Consider the following 26,102-nt stretch of genomic DNA (forward strand, 5'->3'; position numbering starts at 1 on the left):
CATGACGGACGAAGAGATCCGCCGCATCCGACGGTTGGTGGTGGGTGAGTTGCCGCCTGCCGCCCACGCCCCGCGCGCCGTGGATCCTCGGCATGAAGAGCGGTTCCGGCGCGCGTTGTCAATGCCGCGCCGGGCGGCGGAAAGCGTCTCCGAACGTGCGAGCGACGCTGCGGTGGCAGGCCCGCGTGGAGGCGCAGGCGCGGAGGCGGCAGAGATGGCGGCGGGAGCGTCTGCAGCAGCGGAAGCACCGGCCGCTGTGGGCGCCTCTGCACAACCCATACCGCGAAATGTGCGGCCGGGCACGGCGGCTCGGGGCAGCACCCGGCTGCAGATGGATCGAACCGGCGACGGGTTTGCGGAGTCGCACAACGGACCGGTCGCCAGGTCCCGGCAGGTCAGCGCGCGCCCGGTGTCGGCCATTGCACGCCGCAGCACTGCCGGTGTGCAGCCACTGGATGAGGACGGCGCTGACGCCGAGCCGCTCGACCTGGCGCCGCCCACGGCGGCGTCCACCGACACGTCGTCCGCCGTGGCACCCACGCCCCGGTGGCTGCTCGATGCCCCCGTGATGCCCCTGCCAACTTCGCCCCCGAGCGCCGCGCTGCCCGATGCCTGGGCCCAGGGCCTGGCCGACACCGTCGTGACACTTTGCAGCAGCAGCGATCCCAACTTCCATAGCTGGACGATCCAGGTGCCGATCGACAGCGCCGCCCTGCCCCACACCGAGCTGCGGATGACGTTTTCGCGCCATCACCTGCTGCTTCGCTTCAGCACGCAGTCCACCCAGTCCTACGCCCTAATTTCCGCCCATCAGTCGCAGCTGCAGCGTTTGCTGCGCAGTGACCTGCCGGGCGACCGGCACATCGACATCGAACTCACATGACTGCATTGCCTGCCAGCGTTGCACCGCCCGGCCCCCAGGCGTCCGACGACCTGCGCGGGCGGCTGCCCCAGCTCTCGGCCGGCCAGGCCGCGCTGCTGCGCATCAGCCAGGACCAGCGCTTTGCCGCCTGGCTGCGTAGCACCCTGCAGCACGCGAGCCTCGGCGTGGCGCTTCGTCAGCCGTTTCCGGTCTGGACCCTGACGGTGGAGTGCGACCACGGCAGCTTCCGGCTGGGGCTGGACCCTGCCGACAGCCCGGCCCTGCAACTGGCCCTGGCTCACACGCCCGAGCCCATCGCCTGCGCCGTCGTCAGCCACCTGCTGGACGAATGGGGCCAGGCCCTCGCCCCTGCGCTGGGCCCACTGCGCCTGACCGCACTGGCCGCCCAGGCCGCCGAACACCTGCCCGACGCGCCGTGGCCCGGCCGCCTGCCTTGCATCCAGGGCGGCGGCATGCCAGTGGCGCTGCTTGACGCCGATACCGCCGTGCTCGATCGCATCGCCGCCCGGTTGACGCGGATGGGCGCAGACCTGTCGCCGCTCGCGGCACTCCCGGTGCGCCCGGTGGTGCGCCTCTTCACCCGCGCGCTGCCGCTCTCGGTGCTCCGCTCGCTCCAGACCGGAGACGCGGTGCTCGCCGACGCGAGCGGCCCCTGGTTGCGCTGCGGCATGGGCCGGGTGCTGCAGGCCCGTCTTTTCATCGATCCCCAGGAGTTCACCGTGCACGTTGCCGAAGCGCCCATCCTTGCTGACGACCCGCCCAGCGCCCAGCCGGACGATGGTGTCCATGGACTGGAAACACCGCCCGTCGTCGGAACCCTGGAGACACTCGAGCTGCCAGTGGCCTTCGAGCTGGACACCGCCCGGGTGAGCCTGGCGGAGCTGGCCAGCATGCAGCCGGGATATGCGGTGGAGCTGGCCGTGCCGCTGGCCCAGGCGCAAGTGCGACTGGTGTGCCAGGGCCGCACCCTGGGACAGGGCCAGCTGATCGCCATCGGTGACCAGCTCGGCGTGCGCATCACCCGGCTCGAATTCGCCCATGACGCCGCTGCAGCACGCTGATCCGGTCGCCCTCTTCCTGGTGCTGCTGGCGCTGGCCGCCTTGCCCTTCGCGGCCATGGTGGTCACGTCATACACCAAGATCGCGATCGTGCTGGGCCTGCTGCGCAATGCCATCGGCGTCCAGCAGGTGCCGCCCAACATGGTGCTCAACGGGGTGGCCATCATCATCTCCTGCTACATCATGGCGCCGGTCTTCATCGATGCTGGCAAGGGCTTTCAGGCCGGCGGCGGTGGCAGCAGTACCCAGACCATGATGCAGGCCGCCGATGCGGCCCGTGAACCGTTCCGGCGCTTTTTGGACAAGCATGCAGAAGAACGGGAGAAGCAGTTCTTCCTGCGCTCCGCCAGCCTGATCTGGCCGAGCGAGCAGGCGGCGGCGCTGAAAAAGGACGACCTCATCGTGCTCGCGCCGGCCTTTCTGCTGAGCGAACTGACGGCGGCCTTCCGCATCGGCTTCCTGCTGTATCTGGCCTTCATCGTCATCGACATCGTCATCGCCAATGTGCTGCTGGCCATGGGCCTGTCGCAGGTCACGCCCAGCAACGTCGCCATTCCGTTCAAGCTGCTGCTGTTCGTGACGCTGGACGGCTGGTCGCGGCTGGTCCACGGGCTGGTCCTCACCTATCGATGAAGCCCATGCCGCGCCGTCTCCCGGAGACCCTGTATGAACTATGACGTGGTGGTGCAGCTGACCTCCGAGGCGCTGCTGATGTGCGTGCTGCTGTCGCTGCCTGCGGTGGTGGTTTCGGCAGTGATCGGCCTGCTGGTGTCATTCTTCCAGGCGATCACGTCGCTGCAGGACTCGAGCATTGCTCAGGGCATCAAGCTGCTGGCGGTCACCGGCGTGGTGGTGGTGACCGCGCCCTGGGCCGGCTCCACGCTGATGAAGTTCAGCGAAAACCTGTTCACCGCCATCTTCCAGCGATGAAGCTCGACCGGACACGACAAAGCGCCGAGGCGCAGCAGGCCGCCGGAACGCAGGACACGCAGCGCCACCGCCAGGGACAAGGCGGGGCGTCAGGCTATGCCGGCGGCATGCACAAGGGGGTGGCGTACCGGCATGCGCCGCGGGCGCATCTGCCGGCCAAGCGCAACACGGGGCCGGCGCCCCGAGCGCGGGCGCGGCCGGCGTCCACCGCAGCGGCGGGTGCGCATCACGACGAAGAACATCCGCGCAGCCTCGCCGACGACCCCTGGGCACAAGCCGGTGGCGGCGGTGCCGGCGCTGGATCGCTGCTGGGGGGCGTGAGCGGGCAGAAGACCGTATCGGGCCTGCGGGGCGGCGATGGGCGCGGACCGTCGCAGCACACCGCCGCCACCACCGGGGACGCCCCAGCGCCGCCACCGCCCTTGCGGCAACCCCCGGTGCGGGAAGGCGCGGCCTTGCGGCGCAGCAAACGCCCGGAGGCGGAGCTGCTGCGGACGCCGCCGCGCGAAGGGCAACCCCTCACGCGAGCCGCCCTGCTGAATGCCTTTGCCGCGCTGTACTTTCAGGGGGGCGCGCAACCCGCGGGCGCGCTCCGGCTCGCTGCCAAGGCGGCGCTGGCCCAACATCTCAAGGTCGGCACGCCACCCATGACACTGGCCGAGGTGCGCTCGACCGCCATCGCCTGGTGCGAGACCCACGGGCGACCGCCCGCCCTCACTGAAGCGCAGAAAAACGCCAACGTGCTGTTTCCGCTGGAAGCCTTTCGGGCGCTGTCCGGGCCCAGGAACAAGGGCGTGGGCCCGCAACCCGCGCTGCCGCTGGCCACCCTGCTGCAGCGCGCACTGGAACATCACACCGCCTCGAAGGAGACGTCCCGATGAGCCCCGAGCACTACCTTCATCTGATTCACGATCTTTGCGAAGTGGTCGGCCTGCCGGATGCGGACTCGGTGATGGCCCGTCAGGCGCTGGAAGTGGAAGGCTTCGAAGTCCTGCTCGGCCATTACGAGACCGATCCGGACGCGCTCTACCTCAACTTCGCCTTTGGCAGCGTGACCTCGGGCCGGAGCCTGCGTGTCTATCGGCTGATGCTCGAGGCGAACCTGAGCCTCTATGCGCAGGATCAGGCGCAGCTCGGGCTGGATGCCGACACCGGCCTTGTGCTGCTGGTGCTGCGAGTGCCGATGTTCGAAGGGGTCGACGGACATTACCTGGCCGACACCATCAATCACTATGTCGAGCACGGCCGGTACTGGCGGGAGAACATCCTGCAGGCCGAGGACGAGATGTTCGAGAGCGTTTCGATGGGCGATTACACCTGGCTCCGGGCCTGAAGCGGCCTAGCCCCGGGGACTGGCGTGCATCACGGGTTCTCTGTTCCTTCGCAGCCGCAGCGCACTGCGCGTGCTCAGAGGCGTGGCAGCGTTCAGCTCGTTCAGCGCGTTCAGCGCGTTCAGCGCGCTCGGTAAACCTATCGGGTGGGCGACGCAGAGGGCACCGGACCCGCAGATGGTGGAGATAACTCGGATGACTCGGACGCCGAGGGCGCCGTCTCCTCCACGCGAGACCGCTCCAACATCGGCTTCCCCGGCTCCACCGGCCGCGGCTCATTCGCCATGCGCGCCCACTGCGCCATCTCCGCCGACAGCGTCTGCAGCGAAAGCGCCGGCCGTACCTGATCGAAGAACACCGCCACCAGCAGCGACAGCATCGCAATCGCCACCGCGCCCTTCACCGGCTGCGCAAGGTTGTTGGGCTCCAGCTTGTCCGCCGTTTTGGACAGCACCCCAAAGCCCAGATCCACCAGCATCAGCACCAACAGGGCCGGCGCCGCGATCTTGATCATCAGCTCGAGATACCGCGCCGTCTGCGCTCGCACGAAGTCCTCCAGAATCGTGGACCAGGCCGGTCCCAGGCTGCCAATCGGCCACCAGTGGAAGGAATCAAACAGCAACCCACTCAGCATCAGCATGCCGCCCAGCAGGTAGAAGCCGCTGATGGCCAATTGGGCCAACAGGTTGCCGATGGGTGTGCTCTGCTCCCCGCTCAGCGGATTGGTCTGCTGGACGTTGTTGTAGCCGGCCTGGTTGTCGATCAGCACGCCCACCCCCTCGGCGACCCAGAAGACGGTGGACGCCGCAAAGCCCAGCACCAGGCCGATCAGCGCCTCCTTGGCCAGCGTGGCGACCAGCCGGACCATGTCCATGTCCTGCACCAGCGACAGCGGTTGCCCCCAGGCGATGAAAAGCGCCAGGCAGATGCACAGCCCGTTGCGCACCGGTCCTTGCAAGGCCTGATCGCTGGTGGCGGGCAGCACGAGAAACACCGCATAGACCCGGAGCAGGGAGACCGCCAGCAGCATCACGGCCTGCTGCAGCAGCGTGCCGGCGCCGATCACGCCCTCGAAGTGGTTGAACAACTCGTTCATGCGCAGGACACCTCGGCGCCCGGCATCACCGCGGCGCGTGCCTGCGCCAGCCGCCGTGCCACTGCCGCTTCTTCGCTCTCTTCATCCTGCGTGTCTTCCGCAGCCTGGTCCAGCTCCACCAGCCGACGCTGCCGGCGGTCCTCCAGCTGCTCGATCTGCTGCTGGGCCCGCTGCAGCGCCCCCTTGGCGGCATCGAGCACCGCCTGCGCCTGCGCCCGCTGGGCCTGCGCGGCCCGCACGCCCTCCTCCGCCTGGACCGCCAGCCCCTGCAAGGTCTCCAGCACATGCCGGAAGGTGACCGCATCCTGCGGCACGAAGCGCGGCGAACTCACCATCTGCTCGATGCGCTGCTCGCAATCCTGTACCTCCTGCACACAGTCCTGATGCCGGTTGCGCGCGGCGATCAAGGCTGCTTCGGCCTGCGCGACATTGGCCGCAGCCGCCTTCACCTCCGCCTCCAGTCCGTCCAGCCGGCGGCGTTTGGCCCACAGCAGGGTCTTGAGGGAGCGCAGGTCCAGTACTGCCACAGCCGGTCCTTATCCGTTGACCAGCGCCGTCAGCTCGGCGATGGTCTGTTCAAAGGGTCGCAGGTCGCTGGTGGCCTGGTTGAGAAACTCCCGGATCGCCGCCTGCTTGCGCACCGCTTCATCGGCCAGCGCATCGCCCCCTGGCTTGTATTCGCCCATCTGGATCAGCAGCTCCATCTCGTCGTATTTGGCCATCAGCTTGCGCAGGCCGCCGTTGGCCGTCTGGTGCTCCGGACGCACCACCTGCGACATCACCCGGCTCAGGCTGCCCAGCACATCAATGGCGGGATACTGATTGCGGGCCGCGATCTTGCGGGACAGGATCAGGTGACCGTCCAGAATGCCGCGCACCTCTTCGGCAATCGGGTCGCTGCCGCTGTCGTCCTCCGCCAGCACGGTGTAGAGCGCCGTGATGGAGCCGTTGGCGCCCATGCCGGTGCGTTCCAGCAGACGCGGGATCTCCGCAAACACCGACGGCGGATACCCCCGCCGCGCGGGAGACTCGCCCGCCGCGAGGCCAATCTCCCGCTGGGCCCGGGCAAAGCGGGTCAGCGAGTCCATCATCAGCAGCACCCGCTGACCGCGGTCACGGAAGTATTCCGCAATGGCCGTGGCCACATGCGCCGCCTTGGCCCGCTCGATCGACGACCGGTCCGACGTGGCGCACACCACCACCGACCGGGCCATGCCTTCCGGACCCATGATGATCTCGATGAACTCGCGCACTTCGCGACCCCGCTCCCCGATCAGCGCAATCACGCTGATGTCGCACTGGGTGCCGCGGGCCAGCATGCCCATCAGCGTGCTCTTGCCGACACCAGCCGGCGCAAAGATGCCCATCCGCTGGCCTTCGCACAGCGTGATCATGCCGTCGATGATCTTCACACCGGTCGGCAGCGGATGTTCGATCATCTCGCGGGACATCGGGCTGGGCGGCATCGCGAACACCGGACGATGTTCCTCGCAGACGATCGGCGGGCCGCCATCGACCGGCTGGCCCAGGCTGTCCACCACGCGTCCGAGCAGCGCGTCGCCCACGGGCACGCGCTGGATGTCCCCCAGACCCACCACGCGGGTGCGCCCGGGAGCGACGCCCAGGATGGAGCCGAACGGCGACAGGATGGTCTGCCCCTGGGAGAAGCCGATGACCTCGGCCACCTGCAGCAGCGTGCCGTTGCTGTCGATGAGATGGCACATCTCCCCGACCTGCGCATTCAGTCCCCCCGCCCGCACCAGGGTGCCGATGACTTCGGTCACCTTGCCGGTGCGTTGCAGGGTCTGGGTGCCGGCCCATTCCAGCTCCATCCAGCGACCGAGGTCGTCCAGGTGCAGCGAGGCCCGCCGCTCCGGCGCATTCATCGCTCAGCCCTCCGCCACCGCACGGTGCACCGCCCGGGACATGGCCTGGCGCAGGGCGGTGAGCTGGGTGTCCAGGCTGGCATCCACCACGCCCAGATCGGATTCAAAGACGCAGCTGCCGACCGGCAGCGCCGGATCGGCCACCACGTCCACACTGAGACCTGCCGTCTGGAGGGCCGCGACCGCCTGCACACCCTCGGCAGCGGCTTCGGCGTCATCCGGATGCACCTTCAGCGTCAGCGCCGTGGCGGAGCGGGACAGCGACTGCACGCTGCGCATCGCCCGCTGGAACAGCGCCGCACGGTCGCCGCTGTGCACGATGCGCTCGACCGCACTGGTGACCACCTCGGCCAGCTTCTCGTGCAGGCCGCGGACGGCGTCCGCCTGCTGCACCAGGTGTCCGGCCTGCCGCTCGTGCCAGGCCAGGGCCGCCTGCCGCTCGCCCTCGGCCCGACCGGCTTCACAGGCCTGCTCGATGCGCGCCTGGGCCTGGGCCCAGAGGGCCTCAGCGTCCCGCTCGGCCTGTGCGCGCAGGGCGGCCGCTTCCTGGCGGGCTTGTGCCAGCAAGGCGTCGGCCTGATCGCGGGCTTCCCGCAGCAGCGCGGTGTGGTCGCGCAGCGCCTCCAGCTGGTCCCGGCGCAGGACGCCATGCGGCACGCCAGTGAGATCGGCGCCGGGCTCCGGTCCGCGCCACCAGATCAGCATGGCCACTCCATGCCCGCCTGCGCCAGCGCCTGCCAGGCAGCAGCGGCCGACCGTTCCGCCGGCACTGCACCGGCCGCCAGTCGCGACTCCAGCATCTGCCGGGGCAGCGACCACCGCACCAGCGTGCGGATCAGCGGGGTGTCTTCGCGCAGGGCTTCGGTCCAGTCGAGGAATCCCACACAGGCCCATTCCACAGGCGACCAGGCCGCCTGGGCGGCATCCACCGGGCGGCCCTGCGCACTGAACGTGCCGAGCATCGCAAAGCTGTCGCCCAGCGCCCGCTGCAGCGGCAGCCTCACCTGGCGGTCAATGCAGCAGCGCAGCACGCCCGGACGGCGCGCCAGCGCCAGCACACACAGGCGGTGCAGCAGCTCGGTGCGCGGCAGCAGGCACAGGCGCGTCCAGGGCTCTTCGAACCGGTCCAGACGCGGCCAGGGGCCTTCCTGGCCGAGGCGATCCTGCCAGAGGCGCGGCCACAGCGCCGCTGCGCGCTCCCCGGGCATCGCTTCCATGAAGGCCCAGGGCGACAGCAGCGGCTCGCGCCAGCCGACGTCGAGGTCGTCGGCCAGGCCGCAGAGCTTGTTTTCAAAGGCCACGGCCCAGCCCGCCAGACGCTCGATGGTCACGCCCGATGGCATGAGGACGGCGGCCATCGTCAGTCTCCCCCCGGTGCCGGCACCAGGGCGCCGGCAGCGGGATCCGCAGCGCCGGCAGCCGCGGATCCGCCACGCCGCCTGGCCAGCGCGGCGGGCAGCCACGCGGGCTGCCTCCACACCATCCAGGACACGCCTGCGCCCACGATGACCAGCAGCATCACGCCCGCACCGACCACCCACAGCCAGGTGCTGTCCGAACCGGCATGGCGCGGCTGTGCCGGCAGCATGGCGCCCGGCACGAGTGTGACGGTGACGTTGTCGTAGGTGAGGCCCTCCACGCTGCGCGCCACCATGCTCTTGATCGAGGGCGCCAATTGCGGTACGTCGATCTCCGGCCGGTACTTGACGAACACCGACGCACTGGACGGCTTGACGGTGGTGGACATCGGATCGTTGTTGGGCAGCACGATGTGCACCTTGGCGACGATCACGCCGTCGATCTTGGACAAGGTGCTGGAGAGCTCCTGCGACACCCCGTGGATGAACCGCACCCGTTCCTCGGTCGGCGTGGAGATCAGGCCTTCCTTCTTGAACATGTCGCCCAGCGAGACGTATTTGTCGTTGGGCAGTCCGTTGGCGCGCAGGATGTCCAGCGCGCTCACCACGTCCTTCTCATCGACCGCCACATTCCAGGTCTTGCCTCCGTCGCCGGTCTTTTTGTCGGCCTCGACACCGCGCTGCAGCAGCGCGGCGACCATGTCGTTCGCCTCGGCCTCGGTGCGTTTGGTGTAGAGGTCGGTCTTGCAGGCCGACAGCAGCGCCAGCAGAAGCAGGATGGCACAGGCACGCATGGCAGCTCTCACTGGTTCTTCATCAGGGTCTGCAGGCCGTTCTTGCTGCTCTGCGCGACCGACGTGCAGGCGGTGAACTGCAGTCCCTGGGTGGCCACCTGGAGGTTCAACTCCATCGAGCGGGTCGTCAGGGTCTGCAGGTCCATGTGAGGCGCCTCGGCGACAAAGCGCTGCATGTCCGCCGTCACCTGACGTGACGCGTCATCGAGCGTGTGCAGCGTCCGGCCCATGGTCGAGTCCGCCGCCGACACGGCCTGTGGACGCTGCGCCGCCGCATCGGGCTGCGGCTGCTGCGCCATCAGCTGCTCGAAGCGCTGGGCCTGCGCCTGCAGATCCGGCGTGGTGCCGGCGGCCTGCTTCAGCACGTCCTGCGCGGAGATCGCCTGGATGGGATCGGTCATGGCTGCTCCTTCTGTGTGCTCGGTATTCATGGCACGGTGCTCGGTGCACGGTGCTCCATCCTCAGTGGCCCATGCTCAGGCCCGCATGTAGGCCATCTGCGACAGATCGATCGACAGCGGCATCACCGCCGGCGATGCGCTGGGCGCGGTGGAGCCGCTGGTGCCAGCGTGCTTGTCCGCCTCCTGCTCGGCACTTTCGCGCTCGGCTTCTTCCGGATGCAGCAGGGTGCGGGCCATGTCCAGGGCTTCCGGATGGGTGGCGCTCTGCAGCACGTCTTCTGCCGTGGCGCGCCAGGCCTGATCGCCCGTGGCGAATTGGCAATACGCGAGGAAGGCCTTGGCCATCGCCCATTCCGGCGCGGTGGCATCCAGGCCGCGCAGGGTGCGCATGGCATCAAGCCAGTGGCCGCGCTTCATCGCGATCCATGCTTCGAAGAAATCGAGCTGGGCCACCTTGGGGCGCAACTGGCGCACGGCGGCCAGCAGCGTGTCGGCATCGTCCAGCCGTTCGCGGTCCACCGCCAGGCTGACCAGGCCCACCAGGCCGGACACAAAGTCTTTGCGTTGCAACGAGGAATCGATCATGACAGCTCCTGGGCTGGTTCAGGGACTTGGGGGTGGGGAAACGGGCCCCGGCAGGACGGCGCCGGGGACCCTTTGGGATCAGGAGGATCCGCCCGATCGGGCGGATCACGCAGACCACGCGGATCAGGCCCGCGCCAGCGTCTTGTCCAGATCCTTCATGCTGTACTTCTGGTCGCCTTGCTGGTTGAACTTGCCTTCGCCCACTTTCTGGGCGTTGTCCGTCGCCAGGTTCAGCGCCGTGTCCTGCATGAACTTCTGGCACGCGCGGATCAGCTCACCGCTGGGACGGTTGCCGTCCGGCATGTTCATGCCGTTGGCCACATCGCGCACGGTGTTCATGTCGAAGGTCTTGCCGTCCTTGGACAGGGCGTTGAAGTTCTCGCGCAGGGTGGCGACCGCTTCGCGCTGGCCGGCGTCCAGACCGGACTTCTGCAGCGCTGCCGTCACATCGCCCAGGCCCACGTTGCCATCGGCCTTGCCCTTGAACAGGCCCTTGCCGGCGTTGTCGGCATCGGCGGTGTCCAGCTTGCGCATCGTGTCCTTGCCCTCATCGCTCTTGAGGAACTTGCAGGCGGCCTGGAATTCCGGCGTGAAGGCTTCCGGCTTCATGCCCTTGGGACGGATGCCGTTGGCGGCATCTTCCATGTCCTTGCCGCTGAGCATCTTCATGCCGGAGTCCTGCATGCCTTTGGCCAACGCCTGCAGGGCACGGTCCGGCGTCATGGGGCCCTGGCCGTTGGTGCCCATGTAGTTGAGGGTACCGGCCAGTGCCCCGGCGGCGCCCAGCGCACTACCCAGGCCTTCAATGGCCTTGCCCAGCGAGTCCATCAGCGCGCCACCGGCACCGCCCATGGCCGCCTGACCCAGACCGCCGATGGCCTGGTTGACGCCATTGAGGCCTTGCGCCAGACCGTTGATGGCACCGCCCAGGCCCTGCGGACCAAAAGCGCCGCCGAGCAGGTTCTGGCCCATGCCGCCCATGCCGCCCTGGCCGAACGGATTCAGGCCTTGCGTCAGACCGTGGGTCAGACTGTCCAGTGCCTGGCCCAGGCCACCCAGCCCCTGGCTGAGTCCGCCCAGGGCCTGGCCCAGCCCGCCCAGCGGCGAGCCGGCCGCGTTGCCCAGGCCACCCAGGGCCTGCGCCACGCCCTGGCCCGCGCCGCTCAGGGCGCTGGCCAATGGATTCTTGAGAAGGTTCTCCAGCGGTTGCAGCAGCTGCTGCAGGCCCTGGAGGCCTTGTTGCAACCCCTGCAATGCCTGCTGAAGGCCGGCCAGGGGGCTTTGGATGCCCTGCAAGGCCATGTTCAGCGGCGATTGAATCGTCATGCTCATGTTGTTCGCTCCGACTGAAAGGGAATGCGGTGACCTGCCGTGCACCCGGCGCGCGTCAGACCAGGCCCTTGACGCTGTCTCCGGCCGCCTTGAACTTCTTGCCGAGGGCTTCAGACAGGGCCGCTTCCTGGCTCATGCGCCCCATGGCCAGGTTGTTCGCCATCGCCTGCTTGCTCTGCACGGCCAGCTGGCCCATCAAAGCTTCAGCGGTGGCGGACGCGCCGGCCGAAGCGGAAGCGCCCAGACCGGCGCCCGCATTCATTGAGGACATGGGAATCTCCTTGCGGCGCACGTGGGACCGCGTGAGACAGGCCCATCGGCCCGTGAAGGACCGACGGACCTGCCGCGTCGTCAGACCAGGCCCTTGACGCTGTCGCCAGCGGCCTTGAACTTCTTGCCCAGCGCTTCAGACATCGCCGCTTCCTGGCTCATGCGGCCCATCTGCAGGTTGTTCTTCATTTGCTGGATGTTCTGGGCTTCCATCTGACCCATCATCTGGTCCATGGTGGCGGAAGCGCCAGCGGATGCACCACCCGAGATACCTGCTGCAGAACTGCTCATGACTCTCTCCTTGATGTCGGAAGCGAACTTCCGGGGTTGAAAAGCGCCGGTGGGCGCTGAAGATGACGGGATGAACCATTCACCCCGTCGACACTCGTTGCAGACATTGCAATGGCCTGGGCCGCGTCAGTTCGGATGCGCCGGCTGACGGGCCGCGGCGTGGGCCAGCACGCCATTGGCGGCCTGGCGGACGTTCTGGTCGGCGCTGGTGGCGAGCACCTCATCGAGGATGGCGCGCCAGCGTTCGTCCCGGGCCAGCAGGAAGGCGGTGGCCAGGGCCACCTTGGCGCCTTCGTCCTCGGGATGCGACTCCACATGCTCGCCCAGCGTCGCCGCGGCGTATTCGGCGTCGCCACCGATGCCCTGGGCGATCGCCCGGCACACGCGGTAAGGCGTCGGGTCGTCGAGCGTGAGTTCCACTGCCGCGCTGACGGTGGCGGCGTCCTCCCGCGCCCGGTAGACCGCGCCCAGCAGGCCCACGGCCATCAGGTTGCGGTAGATCAGCGGGTAACCCTGCCCGGCGGGCGAGAGGCCGGCCGGCATCGCATCTGTGCTCATCTCGAGGTCTCCTGACACGGTGGACACGCGCGGGTGCCTCAGGCGGGCAGCGAGGCGGTGTGGATGGTTTCCCACACATGCCGCACGATGCGCTGGGAAGCGCGGAAGCCTTCGATCAGCTGCGACGTCAGCTGACGCTCCGCATCCGGCAGCGCCGTCTGCAGATGGGCTTCGGTGCTGCGGGTGACCTGGTCGAAGTAGCTCAGCATGGCGCGGGTGCGCTCGCCGCTGAGGTCATCGGTCAGGGTCTTTTCGATGTGCGCGAGGTCCGCGAACACGGTCTGCTCCAGGGCTTGGTCCATCACGGTTCTCCGATGGGGGATGAAGAAGACGGATCCCCCGGCACGGCAGCGCCGTCCTCCGGTGGGGTCCACAGCGACAAATGTTTGGTGCCGTCAGCCGTCTGCACGTAGCGCAGACCATCGCCGCCCAGCATGGCGCCCATGCGGACGCGGGCCGTGGGCAGCGTCTGCTCCACCGCCACGTCGATGCGGCGCACCAGCGGGCCGATGTCGGCGCTGATGCGGCGCACCTCGTCCCGCAGGCCGGTGGGGTCGGCGCTTTCTCCGACCACGGCGAACACGCCCTGGCCGCGATACTGGACCTGCAGGCCGGGACGGTTCAGCGCATCACCGATCTGGCGGACGATGTCCGCAGCGGACGCATATCGATGCAGCAGCTGCTGTTCGCCGAAGGGTTGCAGCGCAGCGCGGGTGCGAGCCATCTCGGCGCTGCCGGCCAGCAGACCCTCCACCACCAGGCGCTGGTCCACGCGGCGCACCACCAGCCCCTGAACGCCGGCCTGACGCAAGGCACCCGCCACCTGTTCCATCGGATCCAGGCGCGGGGTGGGCGATGCGGCGGTCTGGGTGCTGAGCACCGCGCTCATCGCGGCGAGCAGCGCCGCTGCGGCGACCACGGCGCTGATCATCCAGCGGGGCTTGGTGGTGCGGGCGCTCAAAGCACCTGCGAGATCCGTCGTGGCGACGCCGTCCTGCCCGGACCTGCCACTCGCCACCTCGTGGGCCGCAGGCCGCATGAGGGCATCCATCAGGGTCATGTCGCCGGGCCAGGGAGCCCCTTCGGGACCGGCACACAGCACCACCTCACCGAATCGACGCGGCAGGAAGTCCTGCAGACGGCCCAGCAGGTCGGCGGGCTGTCCTTCGTCGTTGATCAGATGAAGCGCGGGAGACACGTCAGAACCCTCTTCCTCAAACATCAGGAGCAGCGGCGGCTGCGTCCAGTCGGTGATCTGCAGGTCAGCCTCGTCGTCGTTGCCGATGCGATAGTGCTGACGGGTCAACCGTAGCTGCACGCCGGCATGCTGGCCTGTGAGGATGCGAAGCTGCTTCATGGTTTGCGAATCAGGTTCGTGCGACGGGGTCAGCCGCCACTGCCTTGCAGGAAGGAGTCCGGCGTCGATGTGGCGGCGGGGCGGGCGGGGACGGGCGGCAGCGTGACGCCATTGGGCGAGGATGCGAGCGTCGATGCAGGCGCAGATGACGACGAGGACGAGGCGGCAGCAGTCGATGAAGGCGTCGCCGTGCCGGAGCCACCGGTGCGCCCGACAGCGCCGTCCATCGGCGCCAGCGACGGCTCGCGAATCACTCGCGGCGAGATGAGGAACAGGCGCTCCGTCTGCCCGGCCTGCTCGTTGGTGTGACGGAAAAGACCGCCAAGCACAGGCACCCGCCCCAGCACCGGCACCTCATCCCGCTGCGACGACTGGCTGGTGGTGGTGATGCCGCCGATGAGCAGGCTCTCCCCCTCCCCCACATGGGCCTCGGTCATGATCTCGGTGCGTTTGACGATGGGCACGTTGTCGACGCGGTCGGTCTCGAAGTTGCCGTCTTCGATGTAGAGCGACAGCTTGATGCGCCGCGACACACCGCCGTTGTCCGGCACCGAGGTGATCTGCGGCGTGACCTGCAGCAGGGTGCCGGCCTCCACTTGATAGAGGTTGGCTTCCAGGTTGCCGGCGACGCGCACCGTCACCACACGCTTCTCGCGCATGACGGCAGGTCGGTTGGCGACTCCGAGCACCTTCGGTTTGGCGATGACCCGCGCCTTGCCGCGGGCACTGAGCGCATCGATCCGCGCCATCAGCTCACGGCCGGCGTTCGACCACAGCGTGCTGAGGGTGAAGGTGCCGCTGCTGGCGCCCGGCGGCTGGGCCACGCCGAAGCTGCCCTTGCTGCCGCGCACGCTCCAGTCAATGCCCAGCGAATCAATGCTGTCGCTGCTGACATCGATGATGGTGGCTTCCAGCTCCACCAGCACCGGCTGAACATCCAGGCGGCGGATCAGCTCCACATACTCATCCATGCGCTGGGGGCGGCCGTGGATGATCACCGCATTGGTGCCTTCGTCGGCCTGGAAGACGGGCGGCGAGTCATCGTCCACCGGACTTTCGAGCCCGCGATTCGAGCCCGGAGCCTTGCCGCCGGCACCGGGGGTAGAGGCCTGACCGGCCGTGACCTGGCCGGGCTTGCGGGCCATCACGTCGGCCAGGCGGTTGTCGCGGCCCATCACGCCTTGCAGGGCGCGCAGCTTTTCCGGCTGCACCTCGACGAGGCTGTTGGCCTCGTTGTCTGGGCCCTGCACCGCATTGCCGGGGCTGTAGAGCGACGTCAGGATCGAGGCCACGCCGCGGATGCGTGTCTGGCCGAAGACCCGGTCACCCGCCGATGCAAAGCGCAGCGGCACCACGCGCACCGCCTTGCGGTTGCGCTCCATCGCGCCCACATCCAGCGACTCAATGGCGGCGGCAATCAGCTCCACATGGCGCGGAGGACCGTACACCAGCAGCGTGCTCTCGGCCGCGTTGAAGCGCAGCGGGAAGCGGGCGTCACCCAGCTGCAGCGACTCGAGCAGATCGGTCACCTGCTCGCGGCGGAAGCCCTTGAGACGGAACAGACGGCTCTGCACCGCGCTGGCGGGATAGAAATACAGGGCGGTCCCGTCGTGATACCAGATCACGCCGTAAGCGCGGTTCATGGATTCGAGGAACTTCTCCGGGGTGGTGTCGAAGCTGGCCTGCACCGTACCGTCGATGCCCTCGGCCACCACGGCGGGCAGGCCCTGGCTGGCCGCGAAGTCCAGCAGCACCTCGTTCACCCGCTTGCCTTCGGCCTTGTAGACGAAGCGCGGGCTGCGCCATTGACGGGACGGGGCGCGGGCGGTCTTGGTGACCTTGGCCGGTGTCCTGGAGGTCGCACCAGTCGTGGCGGTGGTGCCTGCCGCCGAGGCCGCTGCGGGCGACGACTGATTCAACGGAGAAGGGGACGACTGGGTCGACCCACTCGACGGATTTGACGTGCTGCCAGGCGATTGCGGCGCGGCCAGTGCGCAGCCGAGGGACAGGCCACACAGCGCCGTGGTGAGCGCGTGGGGCCGACGGAAGGACAGGCTCGAAGGACCGGGCATCACACCACCACGCTGCTTATTCTTCGTCCTGCATCGAGGCTTTGATCTGGTCTGTCATCTTGGACATCGACTTGTTCATCGCCTGCTGGCCCTGCTGGAACTGCATGAACATCCGCTGACCCATCAGGGTCTCCAGCTTGTTGGTGGCGGCATCGGTCACCGCGCTGGTGGCGGTCTGGGCAACGGCAGCAACAACGGGGGCAATCACGGCGGACATGTGAGCTCCTGGAGCGATGAAAGTGAGCAGACGATAGGCATGGGTCGTGTCAGTGCCCGCGCCGCAGGCGAAGTGCAGGCGCAGCACGCGAAGTGAGGGATCGCGCGGCAGGCCGCCAGACGACATTCGCCTCGGCGTCCGCGCCTTCGCCTGCGGCTGACGCTCGCGGGGACGCCGGGGCTACGGTGAATGCCTCATTGCTCTTCATCGCCACCATGAACGAACGCCCGCTCGTTCTCTGCCTCCACTGGGGCGCGCGCCTGTCGTATGCCGTGACCCTGGCGCTGTCAGTGTCGGCCGCATGGGCCCAGGACACCGCCACCCGCTTCCGATGCACGCTGGTGGACGGCAGCGTGCACCTGCTCATCGAAGATCCACGCGAGCGTCACCCCGAGCTGGCGCAGGACTGTGCGGTGGTGCAGGTCGCCGTGGCCCCGGTGAGGCCCGGCGCGATGGAGGAGGCGCCGCCGTGGGTGGGCTTCGCCGCCCGTGTGATCGAAGCCCCTGCGCGCGGGGACCGCCCGGGCGTCGCGAGGGGCCGCTGGGGTGATGAAGGCCTGACCCCCACCGCCCTGGCCACCCTGCCCCCCAAGCTGGCACCGTTGGTGCAGTCCGCCAGCCTGCGCCATCAGCTGGACCCGAGCCTGGTGACGGCCCTGATGTTTGTGGAGTCGCGGTACCGGACGGATGCGCGGTCTCCGAAGGGGGCGCTGGGCCTCATGCAACTGATGCCGGCGACCGCTGCCCGCTACGGCGTTCGCAGTGCCGCCGACCTGCTGGACCCTCGCATCAACATTGACGTCGGCGTGCGTCATCTGCGCATGCTGCATGACCGCTACGACGGCCGCCTCCCGCTGATGCTGGCGGCTTACAACGCCGGCGAAGGCGCAGTGCAGCGCTATGGTGAACGGGTGCCGCCCTTCGCCGAAACGGAAGACTACGTTCGCCGGATCACCGCACTCGCTGGCGTGCCTGAAAGCGCTCTCACCCCCTGACCAAGGGGGCATAAATGAAAGTTAATGTTGCTTTAAGGACATGAAACACCGGCATTGGCGACAGTGAGGCACATCATCGGTTTTCAAGGTCCCCGTGAAAGTCGCCACTCTCTGCCCCACCCGTTCCTTCGAACACTTTGCCACCCAGGCGCTGCGTGATGCCGGCTGCGAAGTGCTGTCCTTCAGCCACCTCAGCCCGCTGCTGGTGGCGCTGCGCGACGGCGGTGCCGACGCCGTGCTGCTGGAGGACCACGACAGCCAGGTGGAAGCCTGGTTGTCCGGCCTGCGGCTGCATGCGGGTCGCGTGCAGCCCATCGTGGTGCTCGGCCTGGGGGATTCCATCGGCATCTCCCGCGCCCTGCAGCGCGGCGCGGACGACTACGCCGTCCTTGCCGACGGCGCCGGGCCGCTGGTGCACCGGCTGCGTGCGCGGGTGCAGGCCCGCAGCGACGGCCTGCGGGCCAGTTCGCTCAAGGCGGGTCCGTATTCGCTGCATGCGTCCACGCAAAGCCTCTCCACCGGCGCTCGTGAGGTCAGCCTCACGGCGCGTGAATTCGCCCTGGCCTGGACGCTGTTCGAGAACCTGGGCCGCGTGGTGAGTACCCAGACTTTAAGTACCGAGATCTGGGGGCGGTCCGGCGACGTCGGCAAGCGCACGCTGGAGCAGCATGTCTACAAGCTGCGCCTGAAGCTGGATCCGGAGGGTCGGCGGTCGCGCTTTTCCCGGCACGATGCGCCGCCGGCGCCGCGCATCCAGACGGTGTATGGCGTGGGGTATCGGCTGGAGCTTTGAGTCGGGCCTCCGTCCGGCACCATCGCCTGACCAGCTGCGGGGCATGGCCGGAGGTGCACGGCGCCCAGCCGCGCGTGCACCAGGAGATGCGCCACGAAGCAGTGGCCCAGCGGCGCAGCGCCCGCTCACACGCGATCGCTCGCGTCGGAGATTCGCGGCGACGCGGTGGCGGCAGTGGCAGCCGCAGCGGCAGCGGCGGTGGCAGTGGCACTCACGGCATTGGCGTCTTCAAGGCCCGCCACACCGGCAGCGGGTGCGGTGCCATTGTCCGTGTCTGCCTTCTTCGCCGGCTTGCGGATGGCATCGTTCATTTGATAGGCCGCGACGGTGTACGCCAGCAACGCACCGCCCATCAAACCCACCACGGCCGCGTGCAGACCCGCTTCGGCGGGCTGGCGCTGGTGGTCCTTCCAGCCTGCCTGCTCCATCGCCGGTCGCATCGCCTGGATCAGGCCGATGGCGATCATGCCGGGGACGATGGTGTTGAATACCCGCGCATCAACTCGCTCGAACTGACGTTCCAGTTCATGGCGCTTCAGCGGATTCTTGGATTCCAGATGCAGATGGCGCACGTGTGACCGGTCGGTGCCCTGCATCCGTTTGGCCTGGGCGGTTTCCACCAGGTGATCTTCCACCGACGAGGTCAGCATGTTGGCGGCGCCCGCAATCGCACCGGCCTTGACCGCCAGGCCCCGCGCTGCTTTCCAGGCCGGGGCACCCCCCAGCGTGCTCTGCATCGCCATCTGCGCCAGCATGTCGATGCCGGCCGTCGCGAGGCCGAAGGTGCCCTTCATCGACAGGTTCACATCCTGGCCGCGCAGGTTGCGGCCATCCGGCGGCTTCACGCCTTCCTCGTTGCCGACGTGGACTGTGTTGATCATCGGGCGGGCGAATTCGCGGACCTGCGCCTGCAGGTGCGACACCATCTGGAGCGACGCAGCGGCCTGCGCCACCGGGATGAGTTCGGGCTTGAAGGTGGAAGCGATGGTCAGGCCCAGTGCCACTGCATCCCCGCCCACAATGCCGAGCGACTGAACACCCTGCCACACTTGCCGGGACAGGCTGTTGCCCGACTTCGTGATGTCGCCGCTGAAGCCTTCGTTGGCCTTGGTGGCGTTGCGCTCGCTGTGCATCTGCGACAGCACCCGGCGGCCCAACGACCAGGCGGTCAGCCCGGCCTGAGCGGCTATCGCGGCCGAGGGATGCGTGGCGACGGCACGCGCGAGCTCTGGCGCGACAACGCCTTGGACGACGGTGCGGACGCCCGCCACCGGAATCGCGTGGCGCACGTTCTGGGCGAGGAAGAACAATGCGCCGTTGGCGTGTTGGGGAGGACCGTGGTGCGCCGTCGTGTCGCCCGCGCCTGTCGCGCTTGCAGGGGCGTCGAGCGGCATCGTGATAGCAACCTCGTTCGGCGTGGCGCCGGCACTGTGAATGGATCCGCCCCTGTGAATCGATGCGTCGCTGTGCATCGCAACCGAGTGCGTTTGCGTCGGGATTGGCGTCCGGGCCACCCCGCCGTGCGTGGCTGCAGGGGTGGCTGAAGGCTTCGGACTGCCCTGCGAGGACGATCCCCCCGACCGCAGCCGCTCCAGCGACTGCCGCGGCGCCAGCACCGATGCCGTGGAAGTCGGCGATCCACTCATCGACGGCCGACGCGTCAGTCCGGTGGCGTCCTCCGACATCCGCCGATACGGCGCGTTCGACTCCCCCGGCCGCGGCGTCATGGGAACCCCCGTGCCGTCTGACGTCGATGGGCGCAGGTCCCGCATTGGCAAGGACACGGCACCCTGGGATGACGCTTGCGCCGTCGCCTGTGAAAGATCCGGCAAAGACTGGGTCGAGGAATTGAGCTTCATGTGAGAGGTCCGGCGATGAATGCCGGCCCACTCTCAACCGGGTCCGTGACCTGTGCGTGACCGACGGATGACCGGCGCCGTCGTCAGCTGCACACCGGCGGTCCGCCTTCGCATCGCGGTTCCGACCTTCGCATGGCCACCACCACCCGCGGGGACTCCCGCGCCAGTTCGCCCGCCGGCGCAAGCGCTGCAGTGAGCGCTTCGACTTCCAGCCACCGACGCCCTTCCTCGCGCAGGTCCGCCAGTTGCAGATCGTCCATGCGCATGCGAAGCCGCTGCAGCAAGGCATCCCACGGTGCATCCGGCATCTGCTGCGCCCCTTGTGGCCACGCATTCGGCACATGGCCGGTGAGACGCGCTGCATCCGCATCGCGGCCTTCCGCAAGTGCCAGCCAGGCCAGCAGCGGCATCCACAGCGGCGGGCCGTCAGCACCCGCCATGAATCGGGCATCGGCCGCGGTCAGCAGCTCCAGCACCGCGCGGGCCTCGCGCACTCGCCCTTCGGCGAGCAGCACCGCCGCACGGCAGGCGCGCAGACGCTGGCGGACGGCGCCGTCCACGGCACCGGCCTCCCACTCACGCACCAGTACCGCCGCGCCGGGCAAGGACCGGCCATGGGCCACGAGGAGCGTGATCAGCCGTTCCAGATCGTCCATCAGCCAGGCTGCGGCGCCGATCTCCCGCGCCAGCCGCAAAGAGGCACACAGCGCCTTGTCGGCTTCGACCGCCTGCCCTTCCAGCCGCCACACATGGGCGCGGGCGACCAGGCCCAGGAGCTTCAGTCGCTCCGCATGCGGTCCTTCACAGGTGCCCGCCAGCGCGGTCATCTCGCCCATCGCGTGGCGCAAGGCGGCGCGGCTGATCTCACGGTCGCCCAACACCTGGCGACACAGCGCCCGGTAGCGCACCGAGGGATCATCCGCCGTGCGCGACGCCCGCAATCCGCGTCGGAACCACACGCCCGCTCCGGCCGGATCCTGCGGCAGCATGAGGCTGGCGTGATCGATGCAAAACCGGGTCAGGGTCTCCGGAGGCAAGTCGTGCGGCAGCTCGTTCTCAAAGGCGGCATGACGCCAGCCGGCTTCGTCCCGCAGGCCCAGCAGCTCGAACAGCGGCAGCGCATGCGCCAGCAGACCCAGGCCCAGCACGGGCGCATGCTCCACGCACCAGTCGAGCGCCGCGCGGACATTGCCCAGTTCTGGCGCGAATTCGCCGATCCATCGCTCGTCTGGCATCATCTCGAAGGCACGGGCGGCACGCTCGAACAGCTGGTGCACCGTGTAGGCATGCATGTGCCGCGCCAGATGCACTTCGCCATGCTCCTCCAGCTGGAGCAGCCCATAGGCACGCACGCTTTCCAGCAGCTCGTAGCGCGGCCGGTCATCGCCATCCACCTGGATGAGTGAATGGTCCACCAGCCCTTCCAGCGCCTCGGCCACCGTCCAGGCGTCCAGGGAGCGGTCCGACAGCGCCGCAGCCGCCATCTCGAGCGTGAAGCCGCCTTCAAACGGCTCCAGCCGACGCAGCATCAGCCGCTCGACCTCACTCAGCAACGCGTGGCTGTCATCCATACAGGCCCGCAGCGATTGATGACGACGAGGCCCCGTCTGGGTCCCGCGTGTCAGCAGGCGATATCGGTCATTGAGACGTTCGCACAGGGAGTCCAGGCCAAACGTGGCGAGGCGCCCTGCGGCCAGTTGCAGCGCCAGCGGATGGCCATCGAGGCGGCGACACAGCATCGTCACCTGATCCAGGTTGTGCTGACCCAGTGCAAACGGCAGACCCTGCGCCCGCACGCGGTCGACAAACAGGGCGACCGCGCCGTGGCTCAAGGCGTCATCGACACTGCGGCCCTGGGGCGGCGCCGACAGCGGCGGCGTGCGCAGCACCCGTTCGCCCGGCACGCGCAGCACGCGGCGGCTGGTCACCATCAGCGTCACGTCTTCCGTGCCTTCGATCAGCGTGTGGCAAAACGCCGCCACCCGGTCCGCATGGCCCTCGGCATTGTCCAGCACCAGCAGCAGCGACATCGGCCGCAGCACCTCCAGCAAGGTGGTCAGCGGCGTGGCCGGATCCAGCCCGAGGGCGACGGCCACCGCACAGGCAGGCTCCTGAGACAGCCCCCCCTGCAGCAGATCGACCCACACTGCGCCGTCCCGGCAGGCCTGGCGGCGCTCATGCGCGCAGGCCAGCGCCAGCGTCGACTTGCCGATGCCTGGTGCGCCCACGACCGTCACCAGCCGATGGCGCACCAGACGGCTCAGGAGGCTTTGCAGATCGTGATCGCGGCCCTGCACCGTCACGGATAGTGAGGGCAGCGCCTTCAGCCGCACGGTCGGCACCGGGGGCGAAGTAGATGTGGGCGGACCCGCGAGGATGAATCGACCTGCATCGCCCGTCACGGCACCGGCCGGAGCGCCTGCGCCAGGCGCCTCGTCTTCCATCAAAGGCAGGGCAAAGCGATAGCCCTGCCCCGTCACCGTGACGATGGCTTCGCGGCCCAGCACCCGCCGCAGGGCGGACACATGCACCGCCGCATTGTTTTCTTCCACGACCTGCCCGGGCCACACCGTGCTCAGCAGATCATTCTTGGACACCACCGCACCCCGCTGCACCACCAGCGCGGCGAGCAGGTCAACCTGCCGGCCGCTCAGCGGCACGGGCACCCCGTCGGCGAGCAAGGCCCGCGTAGACAGGTCTAGTACGAATCCTTCGAAGCGATATCGACTCGTCACTTCTGATCGCCCTCGTTGGGGAACCTCTTGGAAGTCCGTTGCAGTGGACACTGCCAACGGACACGGCGCTGCACGATCAACGTCACCGGCCCTCGCGCCGGAGGGAGTCACGAAAGTCGGCGCGAGTCTAAGGGTGCTCCATGACATCGTCTAGCGGACCTGGGGCGTTCCCGAGGGCGCGATGTGCGAGGAAGAGAAAGAAGCGGGAGCTGTACGTTCAGCGATTGCGCCTCAGCGTGGACGCATGCCAGCGAGTACGCAACTCCCAGAGGGTGTACGAAAAAGTACCACCCGGCGTTCAGGGTGTCCGCATCCGGCGTGGACCATCAGCCGAGGCCGTTCCACTGGGTCGCATTTTTCTGCGCCTGCTGATTGCTCTGGATGCCCACTTCCAACTGACGGGCGCGAAGCACTTCGGCGCAGCGTTCCACATGCGCCTTGTCCGGATGCCAGGGGCCGGCGCAGAAGGAGCCGCTGTGCAGATTGGCGTTCTTGGTATAGACCACGCGCCAGAGCAGTTGTTTGAGGTCCACTTCACGAGCCCTGAAGGTCCCGCGGTCACAGCAGTGACGCGGGTCGCAGGCGCGAGGCCGGCGCAAGGTCCGGTGCGGCCCCGCCTGCTTCGGGCCGTCCCGGCATGATGCCGCCCCACGCCAGCCCGTCCAAGCCCCGCGTCGCCGGGCGCTGTGATGGATTGCCGGACCCGGCGTGCGATGACAGGACATCGCGCACCCACAGCGCCCAAAAGACTGACGATTGCCGTCTGGAGGTGCGCCGGTCGCCCCTTCTGCGCCCCGCCTCATAAGCGCGCTAACATTCCGGCGCCCCAGGACGGGGCGCTTGAGACCACCGACCTCCATGAACCTGCTGCTGGCTGAAGACGATGCCCTCCTGGCGGATGCCCTGTGCGAGCAGATGCGCGCCAGTGGTTTTACCGTGGAACATGCGCCCAACGGGGCGGTCGCCCAGTACCTGCTGGCCAAGCAGGCTTTCGACGTGGTGGTCCTGGACCTGGGCCTGCCGATGGTGGACGGCCTGCAGGTGCTGCGCCAGTTGCGCCAGCATGATGCGTCGCTGCCGGTGCTGATCCTGACCGCGCTGGACAGCCTGGAAGACCGGGTGGCGGGCTTGAATGCCGGGGCGGACGACTACCTCACAAAACCTTTTGACTTCCCTGAGCTGGAAGCCCGTCTGCGCGCGCTGCTGCGTCGCAGCCGCACCATCAAGGCCGGCCATGAACTGGGCCAGCTCAGCCTGCTGCGGGACACCCGCTCCGCCGAAGTACGCGGCGAGATGCTGGAGCTGAGCCCCCGAGAATTCGATTTGCTGGACCTGCTGCTAACCCATCAGGGCCGGGTGATCACCAAGGAACAGATCAATCAGGTCTGGTCCGGCGAGCGCGGCGCGGATGCCGTGGGCGGCAACAATGCGGTGGAGGTCTACATCCACCGGTTGCGCCGCAAGCTGGAGGGCGCGCAGGTGGCGATCCGCACCGTGCGGGGCCTGGGCTACCTGCTGGAGCTGGAGCGGACCTGAGGTTCGCCCACCGCCGCCGCGACGATGTATTCCCTCAAGCGACAGTTGCTGCTGTGGCTGCTGCTGCCCCAGCTGGTGCTGTGGCTGGCCGGCGCCCTTTTCAGCTACCGGCTGGCCGGACGCTACGCCAATGAAGCGGTGGATGCGACGCTGGCGCAGGCGGTGCGGTCACTCTCCCGCCAGGTCAAGCCGATGGGCAACGGACTGCTGATCGACTTCCCGCGCGCCGCGCAGGATGTGCTGGAGGCGGACCCCAGCGACAAGCTGCTCTATACGGTGAGCTCACCGCCCGGGAAATTCATTCTCGGCAACCGCAACCTGCCCAGCCCGCCGCCGACGCCCGCCAGCCCGCCGCTGGGCGAAGCGCGCTTCTACGACGGCCAGCTGGAAGATCCGGATGGCGGCGTCCAGCAGTCGCCGGTGCGGGTGGCGGCGCTGTATCTGCAGTTCGGGGACGATCCGCGCGCCCAGCAGATGATGCTGGTGCAGGTGGCCCGCTCCAGCGCCAACCGCGAACTGCTGTTCCGCCGGCTGCTGATCGACACCATGCTGCCGCTGTCCTTGCTGATCGTGCTGATGAGCATGATCGTCTGGGCGGGTGTGGGCGCCGGGCTGGCCCCGATCAGCCGTCTGCGCCGGCTGGTGGAGGGGCGCAAACCCAATGACCTGCGGCCGATCGAGCTGGATGCAGCACCGCAGGAGCTGCGTTCACTGGCCCAGGCCATCAACGACCTGCTGGCCTCGGTCCGACACAATGTGCAGGGCCAGCGGCGCTTCATCAGTGATGCGGCCCATCAGCTGCGCACGCCGCTGGCGGGGCTCAAGAGCCAGAGCGAACTGGCACTGGCGGAGGCGCCGCCCGGGCCGCTGACCACCCGCCTGGCGCGGGTGCATGAAAGCGCGACCCGCAGCGCCCACCTGGTCAATCAGTTGCTGGCGCTGGCGCGGACCGAACCCGAATCGGTCACCCGCCAGCCGCTGACCCGGCTCGATCTGGTGCGCCTGGCGCGGGAGGCCACGGCGGAGATGGTGCCCCGTGCGCTGCAGCAGGAGGTGGATCTGGGCTTCGAGGAGGAAGACGAACCCTCCCCGGCGATTGAAGTGATGGGCATCCATCTGCTGCTCCGCGAAGCGCTGGTCAACATCGTCGACAACGCCATCCGGTATGCCGGGCGGGGCGCCACGGTCACCGTGCATGTCGCCCGTCCGCCACAGTTGCCGGGTCAGGTGACGCTGACGGTTTCCGACAACGGGCCTGGCCTGGCCCCCGATATCGAGGACAAGGTCTTCGAGCGATTCTTCCGCGGCACGCAGGAAGGCAACGGCTGCGGCCTGGGATTGTCGATCGTGAAGGAAATCGTGGAGCGCCACTCGGGGAGCGTGGAGGCGCGCAATCTGCTGCCGCAGGGCCTTCAAGTCACCGTGCGGCTGCCGGCGGCCATGGCCGTATAAATCTCCCGCCGCGGTTCCTCAGGGACCCGCGGCGCACACTGGGCGCAACGTTGGTCAAAATTTGCAACGCGTTGGGCGACACTTTGGTAGATGAAGCAGGCCAGCCGGTGCGTTCGAGCGTTCCGATTACTTGCGGTTTCTTCGGTCAACTTGTCCGGAACGCGCGCTGATTTAACGCCGCACTTTCGTGAGCGTGTGCCTTCGTCCGTGTATGGGAATGACACGACCCGACTCTTGAATGCGCGCTTCGATGGCCCTCGCACCAAAAGTTCCACTTTGCAGGAACAACCGGGCACACCGGATGCCCTAGGG

The 26,102-nt window shown here is 68.3% G+C and carries 30 protein-coding genes; 11 read left to right on the plus strand and 19 right to left on the minus strand.

The features are described 5' to 3' along the window. Position 1: 1 nt before the first annotated feature. Genes FHS28_RS05220 through FHS28_RS05245 form a run of 6 tightly spaced genes read left to right on the plus strand, consistent with a single transcriptional unit; the run spans position 2 to position 4,205 of the window. Entirely contained in the window at positions 2-883 is an 882-nt protein-coding gene (locus tag FHS28_RS05220; RefSeq protein ID WP_184294180.1) for a type III secretion HpaP family protein, read from the plus strand. Continuing rightward, the gene (locus FHS28_RS05225) at positions 880-1,944 is read left to right on the plus strand and encodes a FliM/FliN family flagellar motor switch protein (protein ID WP_088448768.1); all 1,065 of its coding nucleotides are present in this window, start codon (positions 880-882) and stop codon (positions 1,942-1,944) included. The genes FHS28_RS05220 and FHS28_RS05225 overlap by 4 nt, the downstream gene beginning before the upstream one ends. Continuing rightward, entirely contained in the window at positions 1,922-2,575 is a 654-nt protein-coding gene (sctR, locus tag FHS28_RS05230) for a type III secretion system export apparatus subunit SctR (protein ID WP_088448767.1), read from the plus strand. Before FHS28_RS05225 ends, sctR begins: the two co-directional genes overlap by 23 nt. Positions 2,576-2,608: 33 nt before the next feature. Next, positions 2,609-2,872, plus strand: coding sequence for a type III secretion system export apparatus subunit SctS (gene sctS, locus FHS28_RS05235; RefSeq protein WP_088448766.1), 264 nt, complete (start codon positions 2,609-2,611; stop codon positions 2,870-2,872). After that, on the plus strand, positions 2,869-3,753 hold the full coding sequence (locus FHS28_RS05240) for a hypothetical protein (protein ID WP_088448765.1): 885 nt from the start codon (positions 2,869-2,871) through the stop codon (positions 3,751-3,753). Before sctS ends, FHS28_RS05240 begins: the two co-directional genes overlap by 4 nt. Further along, the gene (locus FHS28_RS05245) at positions 3,750-4,205 is read left to right on the plus strand and encodes a CesT family type III secretion system chaperone (RefSeq protein ID WP_088448764.1); all 456 of its coding nucleotides are present in this window, start codon (positions 3,750-3,752) and stop codon (positions 4,203-4,205) included. The genes FHS28_RS05240 and FHS28_RS05245 overlap by 4 nt, the downstream gene beginning before the upstream one ends. Before the next feature lie 137 nt (positions 4,206-4,342). Here the strand turns inward: FHS28_RS05245 and sctT are convergent, their stop codons facing one another. From sctT to FHS28_RS05325, 16 genes are all read right to left on the minus strand, one after another. Next, a complete protein-coding gene (sctT, locus tag FHS28_RS05250; RefSeq protein ID WP_088448763.1) occupies positions 4,343-5,299 on the minus strand; it encodes a type III secretion system export apparatus subunit SctT in 957 nt (318 codons plus the stop codon). After that, the gene (locus tag FHS28_RS05255; protein WP_088448762.1) at positions 5,296-5,826 is read right to left on the minus strand and encodes a hypothetical protein; all 531 of its coding nucleotides are present in this window, start codon (positions 5,824-5,826) and stop codon (positions 5,296-5,298) included. The genes sctT and FHS28_RS05255 overlap by 4 nt, the downstream gene beginning before the upstream one ends. A gap of 9 nt (positions 5,827-5,835) precedes the next feature. Beyond that, a complete protein-coding gene (gene sctN / locus FHS28_RS05260; protein WP_088448761.1) occupies positions 5,836-7,185 on the minus strand; it encodes a type III secretion system ATPase SctN in 1,350 nt (449 codons plus the stop codon). A gap of 3 nt (positions 7,186-7,188) precedes the next feature. Continuing rightward, positions 7,189-7,890 carry a type III secretion system stator protein SctL gene (gene sctL, locus FHS28_RS05265; RefSeq protein WP_088448760.1) on the minus strand — a complete coding sequence of 234 codons (702 nt, stop codon included), beginning with the start codon at positions 7,888-7,890 and terminating at the stop codon, positions 7,189-7,191. Beyond that, positions 7,884-8,543 carry a type III secretion protein HrpB4 gene (locus tag FHS28_RS05270; RefSeq protein ID WP_088448759.1) on the minus strand — a complete coding sequence of 220 codons (660 nt, stop codon included), beginning with the start codon at positions 8,541-8,543 and terminating at the stop codon, positions 7,884-7,886. Before FHS28_RS05270 ends, sctL begins: the two co-directional genes overlap by 7 nt. Before the next feature lie 2 nt (positions 8,544-8,545). Continuing rightward, on the minus strand, positions 8,546-9,337 hold the full coding sequence (gene sctJ / locus FHS28_RS05275; RefSeq protein ID WP_088448758.1) for a type III secretion system inner membrane ring lipoprotein SctJ: 792 nt from the start codon (positions 9,335-9,337) through the stop codon (positions 8,546-8,548). A gap of 8 nt (positions 9,338-9,345) precedes the next feature. Next, complete coding sequence (locus tag FHS28_RS05280; RefSeq protein WP_088448757.1) at positions 9,346-9,738, minus strand: hypothetical protein; 393 nt, start codon at positions 9,736-9,738, stop codon at positions 9,346-9,348. A gap of 75 nt (positions 9,739-9,813) precedes the next feature. Beyond that, on the minus strand, positions 9,814-10,323 hold the full coding sequence (locus FHS28_RS05285; protein ID WP_088448756.1) for an HrpB1 family type III secretion system apparatus protein: 510 nt from the start codon (positions 10,321-10,323) through the stop codon (positions 9,814-9,816). 123 nt (positions 10,324-10,446) lie between these two features. Next, on the minus strand, positions 10,447-11,655 hold the full coding sequence (locus tag FHS28_RS05290) for a hypothetical protein (protein ID WP_088448755.1): 1,209 nt from the start codon (positions 11,653-11,655) through the stop codon (positions 10,447-10,449). Positions 11,656-11,710: 55 nt separating this feature from the next. After that, positions 11,711-11,926 (minus strand): hypothetical protein, encoded by a 216-nt coding sequence (locus tag FHS28_RS05295; protein ID WP_184294182.1) that lies wholly within the window; start codon positions 11,924-11,926, stop codon positions 11,711-11,713. Positions 11,927-12,006: 80 nt separating this feature from the next. Then, positions 12,007-12,216: a hypothetical protein gene (locus tag FHS28_RS05300; protein ID WP_147306992.1), complete on the minus strand. Its 210-nt coding sequence runs from the start codon at positions 12,214-12,216 to the stop codon at positions 12,007-12,009. Between the two features lie 126 nt (positions 12,217-12,342). Beyond that, positions 12,343-12,774, minus strand: coding sequence for a hypothetical protein (locus FHS28_RS05305; protein ID WP_088448753.1), 432 nt, complete (start codon positions 12,772-12,774; stop codon positions 12,343-12,345). Positions 12,775-12,812: 38 nt separating this feature from the next. Beyond that, positions 12,813-13,076: a hypothetical protein gene (locus FHS28_RS05310; protein ID WP_088448752.1), complete on the minus strand. Its 264-nt coding sequence runs from the start codon at positions 13,074-13,076 to the stop codon at positions 12,813-12,815. Then, complete coding sequence (locus tag FHS28_RS05315) at positions 13,076-14,131, minus strand: hypothetical protein (RefSeq protein WP_088448751.1); 1,056 nt, start codon at positions 14,129-14,131, stop codon at positions 13,076-13,078. Before FHS28_RS05315 ends, FHS28_RS05310 begins: the two co-directional genes overlap by 1 nt. A gap of 29 nt (positions 14,132-14,160) precedes the next feature. After that, positions 14,161-16,203: a type III secretion system outer membrane ring subunit SctC gene (sctC, locus tag FHS28_RS05320; protein ID WP_088448750.1), complete on the minus strand. Its 2,043-nt coding sequence runs from the start codon at positions 16,201-16,203 to the stop codon at positions 14,161-14,163. Between the two features lie 16 nt (positions 16,204-16,219). After that, the gene (locus FHS28_RS05325) at positions 16,220-16,420 is read right to left on the minus strand and encodes a hypothetical protein (RefSeq protein WP_184294184.1); all 201 of its coding nucleotides are present in this window, start codon (positions 16,418-16,420) and stop codon (positions 16,220-16,222) included. A gap of 215 nt (positions 16,421-16,635) precedes the next feature. On the opposite strand from FHS28_RS05325, the gene FHS28_RS05330 reads away from it, so the two are divergent. Next, a complete protein-coding gene (locus FHS28_RS05330; RefSeq protein ID WP_088448748.1) occupies positions 16,636-17,415 on the plus strand; it encodes a lytic transglycosylase domain-containing protein in 780 nt (259 codons plus the stop codon). Between the two features lie 94 nt (positions 17,416-17,509). Beyond that, on the plus strand, positions 17,510-18,208 hold the full coding sequence (locus tag FHS28_RS05335) for a winged helix-turn-helix transcriptional regulator (RefSeq protein ID WP_088448747.1): 699 nt from the start codon (positions 17,510-17,512) through the stop codon (positions 18,206-18,208). A gap of 125 nt (positions 18,209-18,333) precedes the next feature. Here the strand turns inward: FHS28_RS05335 and FHS28_RS05340 are convergent, their stop codons facing one another. Next, positions 18,334-19,602 carry a hypothetical protein gene (locus tag FHS28_RS05340; protein WP_184294186.1) on the minus strand — a complete coding sequence of 423 codons (1,269 nt, stop codon included), beginning with the start codon at positions 19,600-19,602 and terminating at the stop codon, positions 18,334-18,336. A 142-nt stretch (positions 19,603-19,744) separates the two neighbouring features. On the opposite strand from FHS28_RS05340, the gene FHS28_RS05345 reads away from it, so the two are divergent. After that, positions 19,745-20,071 (plus strand): hypothetical protein, encoded by a 327-nt coding sequence (locus tag FHS28_RS05345; protein WP_088448745.1) that lies wholly within the window; start codon positions 19,745-19,747, stop codon positions 20,069-20,071. 79 nt (positions 20,072-20,150) lie between these two features. On the opposite strand, the gene FHS28_RS05350 is transcribed toward FHS28_RS05345, so the two are convergent. Both FHS28_RS05350 and FHS28_RS05355 read right to left on the minus strand, forming a co-directional pair. After that, complete coding sequence (locus FHS28_RS05350; protein ID WP_184294188.1) at positions 20,151-22,802, minus strand: ATP-binding protein; 2,652 nt, start codon at positions 22,800-22,802, stop codon at positions 20,151-20,153. A 326-nt stretch (positions 22,803-23,128) separates the two neighbouring features. Beyond that, entirely contained in the window at positions 23,129-23,335 is a 207-nt protein-coding gene (locus FHS28_RS05355) for a hypothetical protein (protein WP_088448743.1), read from the minus strand. 325 nt (positions 23,336-23,660) lie between these two features. On the opposite strand from FHS28_RS05355, the gene FHS28_RS05360 reads away from it, so the two are divergent. Beyond that, the gene (locus tag FHS28_RS05360) at positions 23,661-24,338 is read left to right on the plus strand and encodes a response regulator transcription factor (RefSeq protein WP_088448742.1); all 678 of its coding nucleotides are present in this window, start codon (positions 23,661-23,663) and stop codon (positions 24,336-24,338) included. A gap of 24 nt (positions 24,339-24,362) precedes the next feature. Then, positions 24,363-25,790: a sensor histidine kinase gene (locus tag FHS28_RS05365; protein ID WP_088448741.1), complete on the plus strand. Its 1,428-nt coding sequence runs from the start codon at positions 24,363-24,365 to the stop codon at positions 25,788-25,790. Positions 25,791-26,102: the final 312 nt, after the last annotated feature.

The sequence above is a fragment of the Roseateles terrae genome (genome assembly GCF_014192155.1).
Taxonomy (GTDB): Bacteria; Pseudomonadota; Gammaproteobacteria; order Burkholderiales; family Burkholderiaceae_C; genus Roseateles; species Roseateles terrae.

Coding starts and splice junctions, on each gene's coding strand:
- sctS (WP_088448766.1), top strand. CDS start 2,609: ATGAACTATGACGTGGTGGTGCAGCTGACCTCCGAGGCGCTGCTGATG.
- FHS28_RS05270 (WP_088448759.1), bottom strand. CDS start 8,543: ATGGCCGCCGTCCTCATGCCATCGGGCGTGACCATCGAGCGTCTGGCG.
- FHS28_RS05220 (WP_184294180.1), top strand. CDS start 2: ATGACGGACGAAGAGATCCGCCGCATCCGACGGTTGGTGGTGGGTGAG.
- FHS28_RS05305 (WP_088448753.1), bottom strand. CDS start 12,774: ATGAGCACAGATGCGATGCCGGCCGGCCTCTCGCCCGCCGGGCAGGGT.
- sctL (WP_088448760.1), bottom strand. CDS start 7,890: ATGCTGATCTGGTGGCGCGGACCGGAGCCCGGCGCCGATCTCACTGGC.
- FHS28_RS05325 (WP_184294184.1), bottom strand. CDS start 16,420: ATGTCCGCCGTGATTGCCCCCGTTGTTGCTGCCGTTGCCCAGACCGCC.
- FHS28_RS05310 (WP_088448752.1), bottom strand. CDS start 13,076: ATGGACCAAGCCCTGGAGCAGACCGTGTTCGCGGACCTCGCGCACATC.
- FHS28_RS05295 (WP_184294182.1), bottom strand. CDS start 11,926: ATGTCCTCAATGAATGCGGGCGCCGGTCTGGGCGCTTCCGCTTCGGCC.
- sctC (WP_088448750.1), bottom strand. CDS start 16,203: ATGCCCGGTCCTTCGAGCCTGTCCTTCCGTCGGCCCCACGCGCTCACC.
- sctR (WP_088448767.1), top strand. CDS start 1,922: ATGACGCCGCTGCAGCACGCTGATCCGGTCGCCCTCTTCCTGGTGCTG.
- FHS28_RS05360 (WP_088448742.1), top strand. CDS start 23,661: ATGAACCTGCTGCTGGCTGAAGACGATGCCCTCCTGGCGGATGCCCTG.
- sctT (WP_088448763.1), bottom strand. CDS start 5,299: ATGAACGAGTTGTTCAACCACTTCGAGGGCGTGATCGGCGCCGGCACG.
- FHS28_RS05340 (WP_184294186.1), bottom strand. CDS start 19,602: ATGCCGCTCGACGCCCCTGCAAGCGCGACAGGCGCGGGCGACACGACG.
- FHS28_RS05285 (WP_088448756.1), bottom strand. CDS start 10,323: ATGATCGATTCCTCGTTGCAACGCAAAGACTTTGTGTCCGGCCTGGTG.
- FHS28_RS05300 (WP_147306992.1), bottom strand. CDS start 12,216: ATGAGCAGTTCTGCAGCAGGTATCTCGGGTGGTGCATCCGCTGGCGCT.
- FHS28_RS05280 (WP_088448757.1), bottom strand. CDS start 9,738: ATGACCGATCCCATCCAGGCGATCTCCGCGCAGGACGTGCTGAAGCAG.
- FHS28_RS05290 (WP_088448755.1), bottom strand. CDS start 11,655: ATGAGCATGACGATTCAATCGCCGCTGAACATGGCCTTGCAGGGCATC.
- sctN (WP_088448761.1), bottom strand. CDS start 7,185: ATGAATGCGCCGGAGCGGCGGGCCTCGCTGCACCTGGACGACCTCGGT.
- FHS28_RS05240 (WP_088448765.1), top strand. CDS start 2,869: ATGAAGCTCGACCGGACACGACAAAGCGCCGAGGCGCAGCAGGCCGCC.
- FHS28_RS05330 (WP_088448748.1), top strand. CDS start 16,636: ATGAACGAACGCCCGCTCGTTCTCTGCCTCCACTGGGGCGCGCGCCTG.
- FHS28_RS05225 (WP_088448768.1), top strand. CDS start 880: ATGACTGCATTGCCTGCCAGCGTTGCACCGCCCGGCCCCCAGGCGTCC.
- FHS28_RS05245 (WP_088448764.1), top strand. CDS start 3,750: ATGAGCCCCGAGCACTACCTTCATCTGATTCACGATCTTTGCGAAGTG.
- FHS28_RS05365 (WP_088448741.1), top strand. CDS start 24,363: ATGTATTCCCTCAAGCGACAGTTGCTGCTGTGGCTGCTGCTGCCCCAG.
- sctJ (WP_088448758.1), bottom strand. CDS start 9,337: ATGCGTGCCTGTGCCATCCTGCTTCTGCTGGCGCTGCTGTCGGCCTGC.
- FHS28_RS05315 (WP_088448751.1), bottom strand. CDS start 14,131: ATGAAGCAGCTTCGCATCCTCACAGGCCAGCATGCCGGCGTGCAGCTA.